The 18,763-nt window shown below is 33.3% G+C and carries 18 protein-coding genes; 4 read left to right on the top strand and 14 right to left on the bottom strand.

Features of this window, described 5'->3' with window-relative positions; translation table 11 throughout:
* Window positions 1-69 precede the first annotated feature (69 nt).
* From JBL43_RS18625 to JBL43_RS18575, 11 genes are all read right to left on the bottom strand, one after another.
* Window positions 70-573, bottom strand: a complete 504-nt coding sequence (locus JBL43_RS18625; protein WP_198842873.1) for a YybH family protein — start codon at window positions 571-573, stop codon at window positions 70-72.
* Between the two features lie 164 nt (window positions 574-737).
* Window positions 738-1,235, bottom strand: coding sequence for a hypothetical protein (locus JBL43_RS18620; protein WP_198842872.1), 498 nt, complete (start codon window positions 1,233-1,235; stop codon window positions 738-740).
* A gap of 79 nt (window positions 1,236-1,314) precedes the next feature.
* Entirely contained in the window at window positions 1,315-1,662 is a 348-nt protein-coding gene (locus tag JBL43_RS18615; protein WP_198842871.1) for a hypothetical protein, read from the bottom strand.
* 375 nt (window positions 1,663-2,037) lie between these two features.
* Window positions 2,038-2,796 carry a DUF4488 domain-containing protein gene (locus JBL43_RS18610; protein ID WP_233098831.1) on the bottom strand — a complete coding sequence of 253 codons (759 nt, stop codon included), beginning with the start codon at window positions 2,794-2,796 and terminating at the stop codon, window positions 2,038-2,040.
* A gap of 214 nt (window positions 2,797-3,010) precedes the next feature.
* Window positions 3,011-4,060 carry an ACR3 family arsenite efflux transporter gene (gene arsB, locus JBL43_RS18605; RefSeq protein ID WP_198842870.1) on the bottom strand — a complete coding sequence of 350 codons (1,050 nt, stop codon included), beginning with the start codon at window positions 4,058-4,060 and terminating at the stop codon, window positions 3,011-3,013.
* A gap of 1 nt (window position 4,061) precedes the next feature.
* Window positions 4,062-4,673, bottom strand: a complete 612-nt coding sequence (locus JBL43_RS18600; protein WP_198842869.1) for an arsenate-mycothiol transferase ArsC — start codon at window positions 4,671-4,673, stop codon at window positions 4,062-4,064.
* A 12-nt stretch (window positions 4,674-4,685) separates the two neighbouring features.
* Window positions 4,686-5,174: a GNAT family N-acetyltransferase gene (locus JBL43_RS18595; protein WP_198842868.1), complete on the bottom strand. Its 489-nt coding sequence runs from the start codon at window positions 5,172-5,174 to the stop codon at window positions 4,686-4,688.
* Window positions 5,175-5,181: 7 nt separating this feature from the next.
* Window positions 5,182-5,649, bottom strand: a complete 468-nt coding sequence (locus JBL43_RS18590; protein ID WP_198842867.1) for a DUF6428 family protein — start codon at window positions 5,647-5,649, stop codon at window positions 5,182-5,184.
* Window positions 5,650-5,692: 43 nt separating this feature from the next.
* Window positions 5,693-6,577: an arsenite methyltransferase gene (locus JBL43_RS18585; RefSeq protein WP_198842866.1), complete on the bottom strand. Its 885-nt coding sequence runs from the start codon at window positions 6,575-6,577 to the stop codon at window positions 5,693-5,695.
* Between the two features lie 19 nt (window positions 6,578-6,596).
* Window positions 6,597-6,926: an ArsR/SmtB family transcription factor gene (locus JBL43_RS18580; RefSeq protein ID WP_198842865.1), complete on the bottom strand. Its 330-nt coding sequence runs from the start codon at window positions 6,924-6,926 to the stop codon at window positions 6,597-6,599.
* A 126-nt stretch (window positions 6,927-7,052) separates the two neighbouring features.
* The gene (locus tag JBL43_RS18575; RefSeq protein ID WP_198842864.1) at window positions 7,053-7,700 is read right to left on the bottom strand and encodes a hypothetical protein; all 648 of its coding nucleotides are present in this window, start codon (window positions 7,698-7,700) and stop codon (window positions 7,053-7,055) included.
* A gap of 180 nt (window positions 7,701-7,880) precedes the next feature.
* On the opposite strand from JBL43_RS18575, the gene JBL43_RS18570 reads away from it, so the two are divergent.
* Window positions 7,881-9,023, top strand: a complete 1,143-nt coding sequence (locus JBL43_RS18570) for a saccharopine dehydrogenase family protein (protein ID WP_198842863.1) — start codon at window positions 7,881-7,883, stop codon at window positions 9,021-9,023.
* Window positions 9,024-9,206: 183 nt separating this feature from the next.
* On the opposite strand, the gene JBL43_RS18565 is transcribed toward JBL43_RS18570, so the two are convergent.
* Window positions 9,207-10,499: an aminopeptidase P family protein gene (locus tag JBL43_RS18565; protein ID WP_198842862.1), complete on the bottom strand. Its 1,293-nt coding sequence runs from the start codon at window positions 10,497-10,499 to the stop codon at window positions 9,207-9,209.
* A 103-nt stretch (window positions 10,500-10,602) separates the two neighbouring features.
* Between JBL43_RS18565 and JBL43_RS18560 the strand changes: the two genes are divergently transcribed.
* From JBL43_RS18560 to JBL43_RS18550, 3 genes are all read left to right on the top strand, one after another.
* Window positions 10,603-12,312, top strand: a complete 1,710-nt coding sequence (locus JBL43_RS18560; protein WP_198842861.1) for a M28 family peptidase — start codon at window positions 10,603-10,605, stop codon at window positions 12,310-12,312.
* Between the two features lies 1 nt (window position 12,313).
* Complete coding sequence (locus tag JBL43_RS18555) at window positions 12,314-12,946, top strand: DUF6973 domain-containing protein (RefSeq protein WP_198842860.1); 633 nt, start codon at window positions 12,314-12,316, stop codon at window positions 12,944-12,946.
* 87 nt (window positions 12,947-13,033) lie between these two features.
* Window positions 13,034-15,016 (top strand): monovalent cation:proton antiporter family protein, encoded by a 1,983-nt coding sequence (locus JBL43_RS18550; RefSeq protein ID WP_198842859.1) that lies wholly within the window; start codon window positions 13,034-13,036, stop codon window positions 15,014-15,016.
* Here JBL43_RS18550 and JBL43_RS18545 read toward each other — a convergent pair.
* The gene (locus JBL43_RS18545; RefSeq protein WP_198842858.1) at window positions 15,013-15,507 is read right to left on the bottom strand and encodes a mechanosensitive ion channel domain-containing protein; all 495 of its coding nucleotides are present in this window, start codon (window positions 15,505-15,507) and stop codon (window positions 15,013-15,015) included. The two genes, JBL43_RS18550 and JBL43_RS18545, sit on opposite strands and share 4 nt — an antisense overlap.
* 99 nt (window positions 15,508-15,606) lie before the next feature.
* Entirely contained in the window at window positions 15,607-18,750 is a 3,144-nt protein-coding gene (locus JBL43_RS18540) for a WD40/YVTN/BNR-like repeat-containing protein (RefSeq protein ID WP_198842857.1), read from the bottom strand.
* Window positions 18,751-18,763: the final 13 nt, after the last annotated feature.

Raw genomic sequence — 18,763 nt, 5'->3', positions numbered from 1 at the left:
GGATAACAATGGGTTTTTTGTTTAGTGATAATGACTTCTGTAAGCTAAGTTATTTGTTGGAAAAAGTATTTAATTTATTGTTTTTTCAATTGAACTCGCATGGTCTTTAATGATATACCAATTGTTATCTATTTTTTCTAAAGTATAAGTAACAATTAGTCTATTAAAATATGGTTTTCCATTTCTTTCTGGTTCTTTATACAAAAATTCTGTTGTGGCTACACCAAATTTATCTCCAATATCAGTACTCAATATTTTTGTGCTAATTGTCCAGTTAGGTACTTTAAACCATTCTTGATGAAATTTCATAAATCCATCAACTGAATATACAATTTCAGAACTTGGTTGAATTAATTCCATATTGCCCTTTGGAGACATTGTAGATTTTAAAGTATTTAAGTCTTTATTTTGTACTGCATTTAAATGTTTTAAAATTAATGAATTAAATGCCTTTTCATTCTCAATTTTTGAAATTTCATTTTTCTCAGACTCCTTTTGCTTTATGTTACAAGAGCTGAAGCCAATTATTAATAAACAAAGAAATAGTAATTTATAAGAAATATTTTTTTTCATTTAATTACTTTTGGAGTGCACCGTCATTTTATATTATTGCAAGCGTTAGGTGTACGGTTAATTTTTTTGATTTTGCTATAAATTTAATAAATAAGCCCACACCTTTTGGTGTTCCAAAGGAAAAATCTACCATATTTATATATTGCAAGTGTTGTATGCGGTTTTTATTTCCAATCGGGTCCACCTCCAAGAATTTTCCATCCTTTGTCGGTTTTTATTAATTCGCCTATTTTGAAGTTTGCGGTTCTTTCTCCATTTTTTAAAACAACCATAGGTTCTGCCATTTGAAACCCAAAAAAATCTTCAGTTTCCATATAACCATAACTTTCAATGGAACAGTTTTTCCAAAAATCTTCTTTTTGTTTCGTTCTAAATTCAGAATACGCTTTTTCTAATTTTGTATTGTCAAAATAACCGTCTTTGGCTCTATTTTCTGTGACTTCTAATTCTTTTGTTTTATTGGGTTCTAGCATCGTCATTGAGCTTATGACGTTCATTAAATCGTCTTTTGTTATTCTCAATGCAATGGCTTCTGATCTATTATCATTTTTATAACATGCAATAGTGTAGTTACAGAATTCTTTTAAATTATCTATTTCATTCGATTTCTTACAGCTAATGAATAGTACTGTTACTAATAATCCGAGTATTAATTTTTTCATCGGTATTTGTTTTGGGCGTTTAAATTTTAATTATCTACAATATTTGCAAGTTATTAATTGCTAAAATAAGCGTGTTTTCTTACCCTTTTTTTAGCAACCATCGCTTCGCTTGGTTTGGTTCTCCAAAAATTTGAATATTGTGTCCGTGTCGTTGCATATTATCAATTATAAAATTATTAATATCTCTGGCTGGCCATACAATGGCAATTTTCGCAATGAAGTTGAGATTTGCTACGGAAACATTTACAATGTCAAAACGTTCTTGGTAGGTAAGATTGGTGTTTTGTAATTGAGAAGCATCAATATAAATGAATTCTGAATCTTTTTTTCCTAATAGTTTTAAAAAGTCAACAAAAGCGTCTTGCGTAAAACTTCCGTTTAATTCAACTTTAAGAAATTCAGGTTCTATTGAAAATTTTATTTCCATAAATAATCAAATTTTTAAAGGTTGGTAACTTCAGCTTTTCAGATGAAGACTAACAACTGCATTTTGTTCTTTTTTACGATTTCTTTTTGTGTTTTATAGTACAATTATAAAACCTGATTTTAGCGATCTCTTTGAATAGCGATAGCATTTAGTTCGCAAACAAGTGTAAATTTTAAAGCTTCTGGGGTGTAGATAGAAAATTGAATTTTGCTTAGCGATCTGCGACAAATATATTTTTTTATTTTAATTAAAACAAAATAAATTAAGTGGCTTTTCGTGATAATTGAACTGGTTCTCGATACCTTTTTTGTTTCATTTTATTACACAAATAACACTAGAGCTGACGTTGAATTCTATTAGGTTGTTAGAACCAAATTACTTTCGTACGCTCCAAATTTCGTAAATAGGTGCTCCTTTACTTGATAAACCGGAATGATGCCAATTGCCTTCTTTTAATTCATAATCAAACTGTAAACTGTTGCCTACTCGGGTATCATCTTTTGAAAAGAATTCAATATTTTCGGTGTATTTACCATCTTTAGTAGTGTAGGTTCCGCCACCGGTACCCATAAACTGTTTGGTTTCTGTATTGTAAGCGATCCACTGAAAACGAGTACCTGAGAGTATTTTCATCGTTTTTCTGGGTTTGCTAGTGTCTCTTTGTTGTGTTTCACCATCCTTAACACGACCAGACATCAGCCATGGCCCTTGTAATTTACCAGGTTTTCCACTATCAATTCTTTTCAATTTCAAAGGACTATTTGCTGCTGTAATTGTTGAATCAGTTATGGTTACATTAGTAATGTTTTCATGGCCTACACGTTCTGAAAGATTGGAGTCAAATTCTAATTTTTCCGTTAAGGTATCACCATTTAATTTCCAGGTGCCTCCAGTGGTACCAATAAACTTTCCAGTTTTTGAATTGTAAGCGGTTAATACTTTATATCCTTCAGTATAAATAACAACAATCTTCATTTGGTCATCGGCTTTTGCAGTAGAAATACCTTCCCATGCTCCAATAATACTTTGGGAAGTACTTGTAAAAGATATAAAAGTAAAGAGCAGCAGTGCTATACTAAGTTGAAGACGCTTTACTTTAGAAGTATTGTTTGTGGTTATATTTAGAGATTTCATATTATTGTTTTAGCGTTTAAATTATAATGTGCTAATTGTCTATATATTAGCTGTTAAAACGATAAATTTACTAAATAAAAGTCATTTAAAACCTCACACATCCGTTTTCGAATTAAATTCATGTGGATTTAAAAAGTGTAATGCAAAAAAGACTCCACCAAGTGAAGTCTCTTTTTATGTAATTTATTATAATGTAGACACTATTTTTTTATACTTATACTATTGGTGTTTTAAAATACTTTTTACGTAACCAAAAGGAAACTCGCACCAATAAAATTAAAGCGGGTACTTCTACCAAAGGCCCAATAACCCCTGTAAATGCTTGTCCGGAATTGAGTCCGAAAACTGCAATGGCAACTGCAATGGCCAATTCAAAATTATTACCAGCTGCTGTAAACGCAACGGCTGCAGTTTTGTCATAGTCTGCACCCATGGCTTTTGTAAAGAAAAAGCCAATAATAAACATGACTGTAAAATAGATTAATAACGGTATTGCAATAAGTAATACGTCCATTGGTATTTCTACAATCATTTCTCCTTTTAAAGAAAACATGATTACAATGGTAAACAAAAGAGCTATTAATGTTAAGGGCGAAATGGCCGGTATAAATTTGTGAGTATACCAATCTTCACCTTTTAATTTTACCAAAATCAGTCGACTTAAAATACCTAACAAAAACGGAATACCTAAATAAATGGCTACGCTTTCTGCAATGGTGGCTACGGAAATATCTACAATAGCACCTTCAAATCCGAAATAAGGAGGTAAAATGGTTATAAAAAGCCATGCGTAGAAACTGTAAGCGAAAACTTGAAAAATACTGTTTAAAGCGACCAATCCAGCACCATATTCAGCACTACCTTCAGCAAGATCATTCCAAACCAAAACCATGGCAATACAACGAGCCAATCCTATTAAAATTAACCCTACCATATATTCAGGATAGTCATGCAAAAATGTGATGGCTAAAAAGAACATTAATACCGGACCAATTATCCAGTTTAATACTAATGAAATGGATAAAATCTTTGTATTTCTGAATACTTTTGGTAACAGAGCATAATTAACTTTAGCCAAAGGAGGATACATCATTACGATTAATCCGATTGCAATGGGAATATTTGTGGAACCGCTATTAAATGAATTGATAATGCCCGAAAATGAAGGTACAAAATAACCAATACCTACACCTAGAGCCATGGCTATGAAAATCCATAGTGTAAGATAACTGTCTAGAAAACTTAATTTTTTGGGAGCTGCCATGTTAGAAGTTTATTTGTGAAAATACATAGTGTAATTCAGTAGCTATTTGCAAACTACGTTCGTTATACTTTTCTGCTTGCTGAGGTGTGTTGTCAAATGCTTTTGGATCGTCGAAAGTAATGGGAATTCGCTTTTCTGCACCTGCAATAAACGGACAGCCAGCATCTGCTTGCGAGCAAGTCATAATAGCGGCAAAACTCGATTCAGGATTAAAAGCATCATCGAATTTTTTTGAAAATCCAATTATAGGATGCTCATTTTTAGCATACTTGATACTGTACACAGGATTGTCATTTTCAGAAATTTTCTGTATTTCAAAACCCGAGTTTTGTAAGGTTGTTGCTGCCATAGGAAACAATGCTGTAGCTTCGGTACCACCAGAATAGCAAAACACATTTTTAATACCAAAATGAAAGGCCATTGTTTGTGCCCAAACTTGCGATAAATGACTTCTACGTGAGTTATGCGTACAAATAAAATTTAACCTTATTTCTTCACTGTTATCTACTTTAGATTGGATAAAATCTATAAGTGGTTGTAATATATGTTTACGTTGCCCATTGATACGTGATGGGTCTAAATTTTCTATAATTTCTGCTACTAATTTATTCATAAGTTTTGGTTATTAGATCCCTATTTTTTTACTTCTTCTTTCCATTATAATGTTGTCTTTCCAAACTCCATTAAGCTTACCTATTTTTTCGCGATATCCAATTTCTCGAAATCCGCACTTTTTGTGTAAATGGATGCTTGCACTATTTTCAGGCATAATACCACATTGTAATGTCCAGATACCATTGGTTTCACTAATTTCTATGAGTTTTTTCAAAATTTTTGAACCTATTCCCACTCCTTGATATGATGGAGAAACATACAAACTGTTTTCTGCGACACCAATATAAACACTGCGATTTGAAACTTTTGATAAAGCACCCCAACCTAACATTATTTTGTTGTCAAAAAGAGCAATACGACCAAAAGTAAGGTGTGCATTGTCCCATTTTACGAAGTTGGGCATTTCCGTTTCAAAAGTTGCTTTTTCTGTTGTTATACCTGCGTTGTAAATTTCTAAAACAAGGTTGAAATTATCTTCGTTAATATGTTCAAATTTCATGATCGTATTAACAGCAGTTTCCTCCAGGCGTACAAGCAGCTTCGCTATTTAGATCTGATAATTTCACGTTGAGTTTTCCTTCAGGAATATCACATTTATCCTTTGCTAAACAATCTGTTTGTTTTGTAGTGAGTAAGAAATTTTTTCCGTCAAAATCGAGTCCAAATTTTTGAATGGTTTCTCCTTGATATTCTACTTCGATTTCTAAATCGCCAATTTCTAAGACCTTTTCAGAAAGCTCAATAATTTTTACTAATTTTTCTGGATGTAACCGATGGTCATAATCATTGGCATCCCACAGTTGAAAGTTGGCTACTTCTTCTTTCCGTACGGTGCCGCCACAATCGATAAAATTCTTTGTGATTTTACCGACTTCAGTCACGTGAAAATTTGTTGGCACTAATTCGCCGTTTGGCAATTGAAAGGCAATGTTATCTAATTGACTTAATTTGTTTTTAATTTCTGAGAGTTTCATATTTTTAGTGTGCGTTTGTATTTTATTAATTCAAAATTTCTAATTAACAGCAACCGCTGTTTGGTGAACAAGATTCACCTTCAATTTCAGAGAACTTTAATTTTGGTTTTTCTTCTTTTGATCCAGGCTTTTCTCCATAAACCGTAATGCTAAAAATGCCTACTGCTTTTTGGTTAAACGTTTTTACCTCTTCTTCAGAAAGATATTTACTTAAGATATCATCTGGAATAACGATAGGTTTTTCTTTTTGGATTTGTACATTTTGAAAACCTTGTGCTTCTATTAATTGCAGGTAGTCTGATTTTTGAATGGCACCTGCAACACAACCTGCATACATTTCGGCATCTTCTTTTAAGGCCTCTGGTAGATTACCCACTAAAACAATATCAGAAACACTAAAATGACCATTTGGTTTTAGCACCCTGTACATTTCTCCAATCACTTTTTCTTTATTAGGTACAAGATTTAAAACGCAATTGCTAACAACAACATCAGCTATGTTATCACTTACGGGCATATCATCTATATCACCTGTTCTAAATTCAACATTGTTGTATCCGAGCTTTTCTGCATTTATTCTCGCTTTATCAATCATAATTGGTGTAAAATCAATACCAATAACTTTTCCTTCAGCACCTGTTTCATGTCGAGCTACAAAACAATCATTACCTGCACCAGAACCTAAATCAATTACGGTATCTCCTGCTTTTATTTTTGCAAATTGTGTTGGTAATCCACATCCTAAACCTAAATCGGCATCTTCATTATAGCCTTCGGTTTCAGAATAGTCATCCATCATAATATTGTACACTTTGTTTGATGGTGTTGTTGCACCACAACATGATGAAGCGTTTTCGGCTTTGCCTTGTTCAGCAATTTTTGAATAACGTTCCTTAACGATGTCTTTTAATTCTTGTTCGTTTTTCATTTTTTATAATAATCTAAGGTTAACAACAATTTTCTTTTGTAATATCTTGATCTAAAAAGGCGGACATCAGTTTTTTCATTTTAGTCCAGTTGTTGGTATCAATGCAATAACAAACACTAGTTCCTTCTACGTTTCCTTTGATCAAACCTAACTGTTTTAACTCTTTTAAATGTTGAGATATAGTGGGTTGAGCCAATCCTATTTCATTTACCAAATCACCACAAACACATGCGTTTAGTTTAAATAGGTATTGTAAAATAGCTACTCTTGCCGGATGGCCAAAGGCTTTGGCGAATACTGCAATTTCATTTTGTGAATCCGTAAACATTTCGGTTTTAGATACTCCCATTTTAGTTGTTTAATTTGTTCATTGCAATATTACGATTAATAATTAGATGAACAAATATTTTTTTTTAAAATTTTTAAATATTGATGTGTAACGTAAGATGGGAATAGTGAATGTAGTAACTGAAAATTAGTTAGGTCGCACAGAGGTAATAAACGGAGAGGCTACGTCTTTTTTGGTAGGTAATTCGTCCAACTCTTCTTGAAACTTTTCGTTGAGTGTCCCTTTTCTATAAAACTTAAGATACTTTTTAGACCGAACCGTTAATTTAATTTTATTTTTAGGTTTCTTAGCGAAGCCTAAAAATATTTCAGCGGCTTTAAGGCGTACTTCTTTTACATCTTCTTGATGTTTATAAGTTTCTCCTTCAATGGCAATACATGATAAGATGCGATTGTGATTAATTTTTTGATCTAAGAGGTAATTTACAATACTTACCGCATAAAAATACTGCTGGTTGTCGGTATTTCTCAGTTTATAATAGAAATTTCCTCCTAGCGGAATGCCATAACCGGTATCTTGATTCATCCAAAAACAAACAATTTTAGAGGAACTTACAAATTTGGCCGATTTTTCATTAACTGGATTACTGAGAAGATATTGAGTAGCTTCAAAAACAAGTTGTTCATATTCTTCAATACTGGGTACTTTAAGTGACTCAATGTCTCCAATTTTCTTTTCAGCTTGTGCATAACCAATCTGAGTTGCTGTTATGAGAAGTATCAGCAATGTGAAATTAACGAGTTTAATACTTATTATTGAAGTAATTTTATGCAATAAATAAATGTTTAGCGATTATATATATTTAACGCACAAACGAATGTTTTTATTGTATAGTATACAATTAATTTTAAGGTCAATATTTTAAGATTGAAAGGTTTACTTTTTTGAGGGTTCTAAAATGTAAACTTGAAAGATTATGCTTATCTTTAATGTAATTCTTAATTACTTCGAATTATGAAAACACATTTTAATATCATTATCGCCGGAGCGGGAGGTATAGCAAAAGCTGCCGGACTTATATTAGCAGAGTGGAGCACGATAACACCTACAATTTATATTGGAAATAGGACGTTAGCTAAAGCTCAAAAAGTTGCAAAGTGGATAGAAAATGGTACGACAAAAAAGTGCGAAATAATTCCTTTTCATCTGAGTTCAGATGACGTTACGGAGGAGATGATTAGCATTTTTAGCAAAGGTGATGCTCTTTTAGATTGTTTGCCGGGTAAATTGGCTCCAAAAATGGCTGGTTTTGCGAAAGATTATAAGCTCAATTATGCCAACCTTACCGAATATGTAGCTGAAACTAATCAGATTATGGAGCTTGCTGAAAATGCCGATACAGGTTTTGTCTTGCAAACAGGATTGGCTCCAGGGTATATTGATGTGTTAGCCAATTATATATTTCAAGACTTTTGCAAAAAGTATGATGTTGACAACGTTGATATATTGGAGTTTAAAGTGGGTGCTTTAACCAAAAATGCAGTGGCACCACATTACTATGGTTTTACTTGGAGTCCCGTGGGCGTGGCTACAGAATATATAAAAGATAGTATTGCAATTCGTGATTATAAAAAGATTACAATTCCTGCTTTATCAGAACGAGCAACGATCATTATTGATGGCATTTCCTATGAGGAAGATTTGACTTCTGGGGGAGCTGCTGATTTGCCAGATGCCCTAAGTGGAAAAGTACGTAAATTGGATTATAAAACATTACGTCATCCGGGGCATTACCACTGGGTAGATACACAATTGAAAGAGCTAAAAAACAAAGATACTTTAATTGCTGATTTGCAAAAAAATATGTTAGCTACAATTCCAAATATAGAAGATGATCAGGTCGTAATTTATGCGGCTGTAGAGGGTAAAGATGCGAAAGGCATTTTACGTCGCCATGAAGTTGCTAATAATATAAAACCTCAAAAGGTAGGCAAACATCTACTCAGAGCAATTCAGACGACCACAGCAGCACCTTTGGTGCAATCTATTCAATGGTTGTTAGAAAATAAAACAAAAGGTATCACGCTCCAAAGTGAGTTAGAAGCTAAATCTTTTTTAAATGGGGAATATATTAAACGTGTTTATGGGGAAGTGTAAAAGAGAGATTCATCGCTCCGTTGCATTACGCTCGCAATGACAAATACACTAATTATAACAAGTTAAAAACAGGCTTTTGTAATCCCGACAGAGCGAAGCACGAACGACGAGGAATCTCGAACATTTTTAACTATTGCTTGAGATTCTTCGCTTCGTTGCACTACGCTCTGAATGGCTAAAAAATTATTTATTCATCAACGCTTCAATTTCATCAGCTTCAATAGGAATATTTCTCATTAAATTGAAAGGTTCGCCTTTTTCTTGAATAACAACATCATCTTCTATTCTAATACCAAAACCTTCATCAGGAATATAAATACCTGGCTCTACCGTAAAAACCATATTCGCTTGCATGGGTTCTGTTAAAATACCATAATCATGAGTGTCTAATCCCATATGATGAGAAGTGCCATGCATAAAATACTTTTTATAAGCTGGCCAGTCTGGATCTTCATTTTGAACATCAGCTTTATCTAATAAGTGTAAACCAAGTAATTCTGACGTCATAATTTTGCCTACTTCTACATGATATTCAGCCCAGTCAGTACCTGGGATTAACATTTTTGTAGCTGCATTTTTAACACGATTTACCGCATTGTAAACTTCTTTTTGTCTTTTGCTAAATCTTCCAGAAACAGGTATGGTACGCGTCATGTCACTTGCATAATTTGCATATTCAGCACCGGCATCAATTAAGATTAATTCGCCGGCTTTACACTGTTGGTTGTTTTCAATATAATGCAATACGTTTGCATTATTACCAGAACCAATAATTGGTGTATAGGCAAAACCTTTAGATCTGTTTATCAAAAATTCATGCATAAATTCAGCCTCAATCTCATATTCCCAAACACCAGGGTTTACAAAATTTAATACGCGTCTAAATCCTTTATTTGTAATATCACAAGCTTGCTGAATTAAGTCTATTTCAATTTGATCTTTTACAGAACGTAAGCGTTGTAAAATAGGGTTGCTCTTAGCTACACTATGAGCTGGGTATTTATCTTTTAACCATTTTGTAAAACGGTCTTCACGTGTTTCAGTTTCAACAGAAGCACGATAATGCTCATTGGTGTTAATATAAACAGTATCACATTGAGTCATTAATTCAAAGAGCACTTTTTCCATGTCTTGCAACCAATACACGGTTTTAATACCACTGGTCTTAAAAGCGGCTTCTTTGGTTAGTTTTTCACCTTCCCAAATGGCAATATGTTCATTCGTTTCTTTTAAAAAGAGAATTTCTCTATGCTTTTCTTTTGGGCAATCAGGAAACAGTACTAAAATACTTTCTTCTTGATCTACTCCACTTAAGTAGAAAATATCACGATGTTGTTCAAAAGGAATTGTGCTATCTGCACTTATCGGATAAATATCATTAGAATTAAATACGGCTAAACTATTCGGCCTCATTTGAGCCATGAAATTTTTGCGGTTTTTTATAAAAAGAGTGCTGTCAATAGGATGGTATTTCATGGTCTTGTTTTTTCACATTAGTCTTACAAATTTATTAAATATTAGAGAGTATTAGCTGTAGAATTCATATTTATTTAGTAGTTTTCGGTTATTAATTTATATTATGTTTAAAAATTTTATTTTTTACGTTGCTGTATTGTTCTTTACGATTAGTACTGCTCAAAATTCAAATGATAAGACTTCAGAATATTTCTCATTGGTGAGGTCTGAATTTACTGGTAATCAAGCCTATGAAACCACTGCTTTTGTAGAGCAATATTGGCGTGTAGTTGGTAATAAAGGGTTCAATGAAAGTGTTTATCATATTGCCAAAACGTTGGAAAAAGCAGGTTATGTTTTAGAAGAGAATGCCAATGAATTGGATAGGTTAACCTATAGGATTGAAAAAAGACCACTAAAAAATCCTACTTGGGAACCTGTTGATGCTCATTTAACTATTGAAGGAGAAAAATTGCCGTTGCTAGAATCGACTTCCAATAGAAATATGACCTATTTAAATTCACCTTCAACACCAAAAGGTGGTGTTCTAGCAGAGGTAGTTTATATAAAAGATAAAAAAGACTTAGAAAAAACGGATGTAAAGGGTAAAATAATTTTTGCAGAAATGAGTCCTTATGCTGTTTATAAAATGGCTATGGAAAAAGGAGTTTTAGGAATGTTAACCTATAATATGCCTGATTATTTGCAACCAGAAAAAAATGTAACCTCTATTCAGTTTAGAAGTATTCCGTATGCCGAAAATAACCTTTGGGGTATGGCGTTGTCTTATCAAGCGAAAGAGACCTTGAAAAAGGCTTTAAGTGAAGGGCCCGTAAAGGTACATGCTGAAATTAATACAAAGATATATCCTTCAGAAGAACTGACCGTTGTTGCGGAAATAAAGGGAGCTCTTACACCTAAAGAAAGACTTGTTTTTAGTGCCCATATTCAAGAGCCTGGTGCAAATGACAATGCTTCTGGGGTTGGTGTTCAATTGGAAATGGCACAAATAGCCGCTAAACTTGTTAGTGATAAACTTGCAAATTTAAATAGAACATTAACTTTTTTGTGGGGAGATGAAATTGTTTCTACCCGAAGGTATATAGAAGAAGATAGTCTAAGGGCTTCTCATATAAAATGGGGAATTAGTCTAGATATGGTTGGCGAAAATACAGCCTTGACGGGAGGTACTTTTTTAATTGAAAAGATGCCAGACCCGAGTGCAATTTGGACCCGTGGAAATGATAAACATACAGAGTGGGGAGGTAGACCATTGCAATTAAAAGACATGAAACCACATTATTTGAATGACTTTATTCTTAACGTCTTTGAAGAACAAGGTAAATTTGCAAAATGGGAAGTGCATACCAATCCATTTGAAGGTGGTAGCGATCATACACCCTTTTTAAAAGCTGATATTCCGGGATTGCTCTTGTGGCATTTTACAGATCAATTTTATCATACGGATAATGATAGGATAGATAAGGTGTCTCAAGAAACGTTAAAAAATGTCGGTACAGGAGCCTTGGTAAGTGCTTTTGTGCTATTAAATTCAGATTCAAAAACAGGGTTAGCAGAATTAGAAAATGTCAACATAAGAGCTGAAAAAAGATTGAAAGATGAGTTTTTATTGTCTCAAAAATCCTTAGCGGATGGAAACAATATTAAAACGGAAATAGAAATTCTTACCGCTTGGAACGGTTGGTATCAAAAAACAATGGACTCATTAAATGATATGGCATCTGATTCAAACGGTGATTTAAAGAACGCCATAAATAAGAGTAAAGAACAACTGAAAAAGCAAACCGAAAATTATATCAAATCATTGAAATAAAATGCTATTTACTATTGCTAAAAAAATACTAGTTTCTTTTTTATTGTTTGCTCTATTTTTAAATTGTTCGCCACGGTTAAAAGAGTCATTCTTAAAATTGTCTAAGCCAGAAAGGAATTGGGTTATTTTTCATCCTTTTAAAGCAAAAAAAGCATATCAAATTTCAAAAGAAGCATTAATTACCACTGATTCTATTGCTAAAACAAATACAATTGGTAAAGATATTAATGGTGGACAATTAGATGCGTTTAAACATAGTTTTTGGATGGCAAGATCTGCACAGTATATTGGAAAAAGTGCGGCATTAGGTTTAGGAAAGGCTCATGAAAAGGGTAATTATCTAACCTACAAAAAAAGACAATTGGAAGATGGAATTTTACCTGATAAGCCAGCTTCAGATATGGATTTATTTAATAACGAAGTGGGAGCTGAATTGGGTAAAAAGTATAAAACAGCTTCAAAAAGTACAATTATAAATTATTTGTTTGAGGCCATTCTTGATGGTAAACTAAAGATGCTAAAAAAAGATGCTGCAGGTAATTTTTTTGACTGTCAAGGACAAATTCTTTCAATTGAAGCTCTAAAAGGGAATTGGGAAAATAATAAATGTCTGATACCTACCCATAAATTATGACTTAACATGCTGTAGTTTAGTCCTGTTTTTTATACTTTCGCTTAGAATTTTTGTAGGAGCTATTACACCTTTTTAACCATACTTATTATGCATTTACCACTTTTACAAGACTTTGTAATTCTATTAGGGTTTTCTATTCTGATTGTTTTTCTATTACAACGCTTAAAACTGCCTTCTATCTTAGGTTTTTTAATTACAGGAATTATTATTGGTCCTCACGGATTTAGCTTAATAGCCGCTAGTGATCAAATTGAAGTGATTTCAGAAATTGGGGTTATTTTATTGATGTTCGTGATTGGTATGGAGCTTTCATTAAAACAATTGGCATCTATTAAAAATACGGTTTTTATTGGAGGTTCATTACAGGTGGGACTCACCATTCTAATTTCCGGACTTGCCTATTACTTTTTAGGAAATACGATTGAAGAAGCTGTTTTTGTAGGATTTCTATTTTCACTTTCCAGTACTGCAATTGTTTTAAAAATATTACAAGATAGGAACGAAATGAAGACGGCCCACGGTCGTAATGCTTTGGCCATACTTATATTTCAAGATATCATTGTGGTACCCATGATGTTAGTGACGCCTATATTATCAGGAGCTTCTGAAAATGTAACTATGAGTGTGATTACTTTAGTTGTAAAATCAATAATTGTAGTACTTGTAACTATAGTAAGTGCAAGATATATTGTACCTAAATTGATGTTTGAAGTAGCAAAAACAAAAAGTAAAGAACTATTTTTATTAACGACAATTACCATTTGTTTTGCAGTAGCTTATTTAACTTCAGAAGCAGGCTTATCCTTAGCTTTAGGTGCCTTTTTAGCGGGATTAATTATCTCAGAATCTGAATATTCGCATCAGGCAACCAGTATTATTTTACCATTTAGAGAATTGTTTACCAGTATCTTTTTTATCTCAATTGGTATGCTGTTAGACGTTACCTTTTTTCTGAATCATATCGGAATTGTCCTATTACTTGTAGCAATAGTATTTGCAATAAAAACCTTTGCTATTACGGTTGCGGTTGCTGTGTTAAGATATCCGCCAAAAACGGTTATACTTACGGCTTTATCATTGTTTCAAATTGGGGAATTTGCTTTTATTCTGTCTAAAGTTGGAGTGCAATACAATCTATTAAGTGTAGAGACGAATCAGTATTTTTTATCAGTGTCTATTATATCGATGATTTTAACCCCTTTTGTAATTATGTTTTCCCATAGGTTTGCAAATGGAATTTTAAAGACGAAATGGGGTAAAAGAATGGATAAAAATCTTGTTGGGCAACAAGACAATGAAAGTGTTATAGATAATGATATGACAAATCATTTAATAATTATTGGGTATGGAATCAATGGTTCAAATTTAGCGAAAGCAGCAAAATATGCTAATATACCCTATGTGGTTATTGAAATGGATGCGGCAAAAGTTAAAAAAGCCAAAGAAGAGGGTATTCCTATTATTTTTGGAGATGGTTCGTTACCTCATATTTTAGATACTGTAAATATTGTAAAAGCACGATCAGTTGTTATAGCAATTGCCGATAAAGAGGACACCAAAATAGTAATTAAAAATATACGGTCTATTTCAAAGTCAGTTCATATTTTAGTACGGACACGATATGTGCGAGAAATTAGCGAATTATTAGCCTTAGGTGCTGATGATGTAATACCTGAAGAATTTGAGACGTCAATTGAAATATTTTCAAGGGTAATGCATAACTTTTTAGTGCCAGAAAGTACCATTGATAATCTTGTTGATTATGTGCGTTCTAATAATTATGACATTTTTCAAATGAAGAAAAAACTGCCTAAGACTTTTATTAATGCTCAAATACCTGACTTTAATATAACCTGTGTAACGGTAACTTGTGATGGTAGTAAAATTAATGGTAAAACAATAAAAGAAGCTAATATTAGAGCGAAATATGGGATTAGTATTTTGGCAATATCTCATGATGGTACCATTATAGATGATATCCGTCCTGACCAGAAAATTTACCAAAATGACTTGTTATACATACAAGGTAGCTCAGAAAATATTGAGAATTTTAGGAAATATGTGAACTAAGTGATTTTCTTTTTTATCATCTTTTGTAAGAATACATTATTGGGTAATAAAACTTCTTCCCCTTCTTTTGTTTTTAATTTAATAAAAAAAAGCCCAATATCACTTATTCTTCCTTCTATCTCAAAGTCTTTATCAATGATGATAATCGTGTCATCTAATTTAGCTGAATGATTGAAAAAGATAATCAGACCTGAAGTTAGATTTGATAAATGTGACCATTGAGCAAATAGTGCTATCCCAATAACTGTTAATACAGAAGCCATAAATAAAAATAGCTCAGCCTGATCAATACCCCAAACGGTAAGCACAAAAATGATTGTAATTGTTACAAGTACAATAAAAACAATCTTTTTAATGATCTTACCTCTCGTTTTTTGTAAAACATTTTTAGAAACAGTTCTCTCAATGAGCTTATTCATTAGCAATCGGAGCAGAAAAAATAGTACTATTGCGATTGACGTTTGGAGTATTTTAATTTCTAATAAGTTCATTCATTTTTTTATTGATGGTGTGTAATTATAAAACAATCAGATTTTAATGATATGCTAATAACGTATTTTTTTTATTAGAAAGTTTTCTATCAACAAAACTTAATCTTTAAACAATGAAAAATCAATTCCCTCAATTTCCTTTCTATATGCTGGCCATTCAGTCGCAAAGAAATCATCTATTTTTTTCATTACTTCATCAACTTTTTCATCTGCATTTTTTATCAATTGTAGTTGCGTTTTTCCTGGCTTTTCTTGTAAACTTCCCATATATCTTCTGGCGGTACTTAAAAAGTTCATTGGGGTTGGTTCTGGGTTTCGTGTAATACCTTGTCGCTTGTCTTCTTTGCCTATCATAGCATCAATCAGATTATTAATAGACGTAACAATAGAATCACTTTTTTTAATGACTTCTTTAAATTTTTTGGCATCTATATCTTTAAACTGCTTTTTATATGTAGTTGCAATTTCTTTAGATTGGTTCAGTTGAGCAATTGCTTTCCCTGTTCGTTCCATCTGTTTTTCTAATTGTTTTTGTAAGTCATATTTACTTTTTAAAACATCATATGGCATTTCTATACGTGGGTCGTAGGCGACTTTTATGCTCGTAGAGTCTTTCTCGTTTCTATAATGAATTACTATTTTGTAATTGCCAGGTAAAACACCTACACCTCGGGGTTCAGGACCATTTTTTTTGGCTATTTTTCTAGAAGGACCTCTAACACCTTTTTCATCTAAATTCCAACTCGCTTTTTGCAGTCCACTTTCTTTTGGTGCTTTTTGTTTTAGTGTTCTTATCAATTCATTTTTAGAATTATAGACATTCAACGTAATGGAATCTGATTTTTTACTTTTTGCAGTGTCCGTTGGTTTGTTAATACTATAATTAATTTTTGCTCCTCTCAGTGATCTGTTTTCTCCATTAAATATTGCGTTACCACCAAAACGAGTACCTGATGGTTGTTGGATGAGGTTGATAAATGCATCGGGCGAATCATAAACTTTTAATGGGTCATTTAAAATTTGACTGCCTTCTTTAGCTAATGCACGTAAAGGTCTAATGTCATCTAACACATACATAGAACGACCAAAAGTGGCAATAACTAAATCGTGTTCACGAGGGTGGATACCTAAATCCATGGTGGAGACACTCGGGTAATCGTTGGTCCATTTGGTCCATGTGTTGGCCTCATCTAAACTTACATACAATCCGTTTTCTGTACCAAGAAATATTAATTTCTTTTCTATTGGGTCTTGAATTAAGGCTAGAGAATACCCAAACGTCTCCTCTTGATTATCTAACAAACTTTCCCAAGTTTTGCCATAATCTTTGGTTCTGAATAAATAAGGTTTAAAATCAAAATTTCTATAATTATTGATAACCGCATACGCTTCACCAGCATTAAATGTAGAAGCTTTAATTTGAGTGACCCAGCTTTCTTTTGGGAATTTTTTATGTTTTATTGGCGTGACATTAGTCCATGTTTCACCACCATTTCTGGTCAGTTGTATTTGTCCATCATCGGTGCCCACCCAAAGTAATCCTTTCTCTAAAGTACTTGGGGTTATGGCTAAAATAGTAGTATGATTTTCAGCTCCGGTGGCGTCCATCGTAATTCCACCACTTTCGTGTTGTTTTTGCTTTTCAGGATCATTGGTTGTTAAATCTGGAGAAATAACATCCCATTCATGCCCTTTATTGGTGGTTTTATGTACGAATTGACTTCCAAAATATAAGGTTTCGCTATCAAATGGATCCATAGCAATTGCTGAGTTCCAATTAAATCGAAGTTTTACATTAGGATCAGGATGCGTAGGACGAATCATTTTCGTATTTCCAGTTAATCTATCATATCGACCCACAGAACCTTGTTGAGACATTCCGTACCCGTAGCGAGAATTTTTTGGGTCGGGAATTACATCAAAACCATCGCCAAACATCAATTCTTGCCAATATGAATTTCTAATTCCTTGAGCTTTTAATACGTATGCTGGTCCAATCCATGAACCGTTATCTTGCATACCGCCGTAAAGGTTGTACGGATAATCCATATCGTAATTGATATGATAAAACTGCCCAACAGGTAGATTTTCTACAAAACGCCAAGTTTTACCTTTATCTCGCGTTATGTTTAAACCACCATCATTACCATCAATCATAAAACTAGGGTCGTTAGGATTGATATACCATGCATGATGATCGGGATGGATACCTGCATCTGAATTATATGCAGGCATTAATTCGTTGAATGATTTTCCGCCATCATCACTTACATTAACATAGGTATAGACCGTGTACAATCTGTTTTCATTTTTAGAATCTACAAACAAATCGGAATAATAAAAAGGACGATTGCCAATTTCAGGTTTGTCATTTATTTTTTTCCATTTAATACCCCCATCTTCTGATTTGTACAAGGCATTTTTCTTCGATTCTATTAAGGCATAAACAACTTTCGGGTTGCTCTGAGAAATGGCCAATCCAATACGGCCTAAATTGCCTTCTGGAAGTCCGTCTTTATCTGTTTTTTTTGTCCAATTTTCACCACCATCATAGGTGATATATAATCCCGAGCCTTCACCACCTGAATTAAAAGTCCATGGTTTACGTCTGTGTTCCCACATGGCTGCAATTAATTTATTAGGGTTATTAGCATCAACTACCAAATCGGCAGCCCCTGTTTTATTATTTACAAAAAGTGATTTTGTCCATGTCTTACCACCATCTGTAGTTTTAAAAACACCACGCTCAGGATGCTCACCCCAAGGAGATCCGATAGCCGCTACATAAACAGTATTGGGATTGTCTTTGTCAATAATTATTCTATGGATATTCCGCGTTTTTTCTAACCCCATAAGTTTCCAGGTAACTCCAGCATCAAGGCTTTTGTAAATTCCATAGCCGCCATTTAGGCTATTTCTTGGATTCCCTTCTCCGGTTCCAACCCAAATAACATCTGTATTACTCTGTTGAATAGCAATGGCACCAATATCTTGAATAGGTTGTTTGTCAAAAATGGGTTTCCAGTCAATACCACCACTTTCCGATTTCCAAACGCCACCAGATGCAGCTCCAACATAGATAATATCAGGATTACTATGTACAGCATCAATTGAAGTAATACGACCACTCATACCGGCTGGGCCAATATTACGAGGTTTCATGCTTTTTAGTTTTTCTAAATCTAATTGTTGTGCATTTAGCAATGCAGAAATAAAGAATGCAAGTAGGGTAAATTTTTTCATGGTGTCGGTTAGT

The organism is Aureibaculum flavum, from assembly GCF_016406085.1.
GTDB classification, from domain to species: Bacteria; Bacteroidota; Bacteroidia; order Flavobacteriales; family Flavobacteriaceae; genus Aureibaculum; species Aureibaculum flavum.
The sequence above is the reverse complement of the archived record's forward strand: the minus strand, read 5'-3'. Positions and strand labels throughout refer to the sequence as shown.